We start from the raw sequence: 1,910 nt of genomic DNA, 5'->3' as shown, positions 1-1,910 counted from the left end.
CTCCCACACCGATCTTGAGTAATCCCCATCTCGACGTTCGTTGCTGAACCACACATTTCAGGTCGACCTAACCTATTTAGTGACTCTGCTTTTAGGTGTGCCTAAAACAATATTATTGTCAGGTAGAAACTCGAACACAGGATGACGTTCTTCGCTAGAACATGTTTCATGAAATGTGAATAATATTGAAACCAACTGTCCCCCACGCCGCAACTTTTTCTACGAGAGACACAATCCCGGCAGTTTTTATTACCCCGGGACGTAGGTGGGAGCAGACTGGGCAACTCGCGGGTGTGCGGCATCCCGCTGCGCGCGAGTGCCAGACCGACGTGCTGTAAGACGCCGGGGTCTGACGCTCGCGGCCCCGCGAGGATTTCAGTGAGCAACGCAACCGTCACGCCGTGTGACGTTTCAATGCTTGAGGAAAGCAAACTATGGAAATCGAAATCGCAACAATTGGCGGCTACGAAGAAGTCGGACGGCAGATGACTGCCGTCCGCGCGGGCGACGATGTCGTCATCTTCGACATGGGTCTGAACCTGTCGAAGGTGCTGCTTCACGATAACGTCGAAACAGAGAAACTCCACAGCCTCGACCTCATCGACATGGGCGCGATCCCGGACGACCGCGTCATGTCCGATCTGGAAGGCGACGTGAAAGCTATCGTTCCGACACACGGTCACTTGGACCACATCGGCGCGATCAGCAAACTGGCGCACCGATACAACGCGCCCATCGTCGCCTCCCCGTTCACCATCGAACTGGTGAAACAGCAGATCCAGGGTGAGGAGAAGTTCGGGGTCGAAAACGACCTCATGAAGATGAGCGCGGGCGAGACGATGCAGTTGAGCGACGAGGTCGAACTCGAATTCGTCAACGTCACTCACTCCATCATCGACGCGATCAACCCCGTGGTTCACACCCCGGAGGGTGCCATCGTGTACGGCCTCGACAAGCGCATGGACCACACGCCGGTTCTCGGCGACCCCATCGACATGAAGCGCTTCCGCGAGATCGGCCGCGAAGGGCCGGGCGTCCTCGCGTACATCGAGGACTGTACGAACGCGGGACGCAAGGGTCGAACCCCGAGCGAATCCGTCGCTCGCCGACACCTCAAAGACGTACTGTACAGCATCGAGGACTACGACGGCGGTATCGTGGCGACGACGTTCTCCAGCCACATCGCCCGCGTGACCAGCCTCGTCGAGTTCGCACAGGACATCGGTCGGACGCCGGTCCTGCTCGGCCGCTCGATGGAGAAGTATTCGGGCACCGCGGAACGCCTGAACTTCGTCGACTTCCCCGAGGAAGTCGGCATGTTCGGCCACCGGAAATCCGTGGACCGGACGTTCAAACGCATCATGAAGGAGGGCAAGGAGAACTACCTCCCAATCGTGACCGGCCACCAGGGCGAGCCACGCGCAATGTTGACCCGTATGGGTCGCGGCGAGACGCCGTATCAGCTGGAAGACGGCGACAAAGTCGTCTTCTCGGCTCGCGTCATTCCAGAGCCGACGAACGAAGGCCAGCGCTACCAGTCCGAGCGTCTGTTGAAGATGCAGGGTGCACGCATCTACGACGACGTCCACGTTTCCGGCCACCTTCGAGAGGAAGGCCACTACCAGATGCTCGACGCACTGCAACCACAACACGTCATCCCGGCTCACCAGGACATGAAAGGCTTCGCGCCGTACGTGGACCTCTGTGAGTCACAAGGCTACCGTCTCGGTCGTGACCTTCACGTAACGCGGAACGGTAACCTCATTCAGCTGGTGGAGTGAAATGACAGACGCGAGTACGGAATCACGCGAAGAACTCGTCACGGAGACAGTTAGGCAGCGCCGCGAACTCGTTAACGAAGCGATAGAGCGCGAACTCCCGATAGTCGAACCGGAGCGTCTCTACGAGGC

Annotated in this window: 1 protein-coding gene and 1 pseudogene; both read left to right on the top strand. The window is 58.4% G+C overall.

All coding sequences use genetic code 11. The features are described 5' to 3' along the window. Positions 1 to 434: 434 nt before the first annotated feature. Positions 435 to 1,781 (top strand): ribonuclease J, encoded by a 1,347-nt coding sequence (locus WBV42_RS10130; protein ID WP_253229046.1) that lies wholly within the window; start codon positions 435 to 437, stop codon positions 1,779 to 1,781. Between the two features lies 1 nt (position 1,782). After that, positions 1,783 to 1,910: pseudogene (locus WBV42_RS10125) on the top strand (polyprenyl synthetase family protein); the annotation flags it as partial.

The sequence above is a fragment of the Haladaptatus sp. genome (genome assembly GCF_049589095.1).
Lineage (GTDB): Archaea > Halobacteriota > Halobacteria > Halobacteriales > Haladaptataceae > Haladaptatus.
This window is presented reverse-complemented; position numbering and strand designations above follow the sequence as displayed.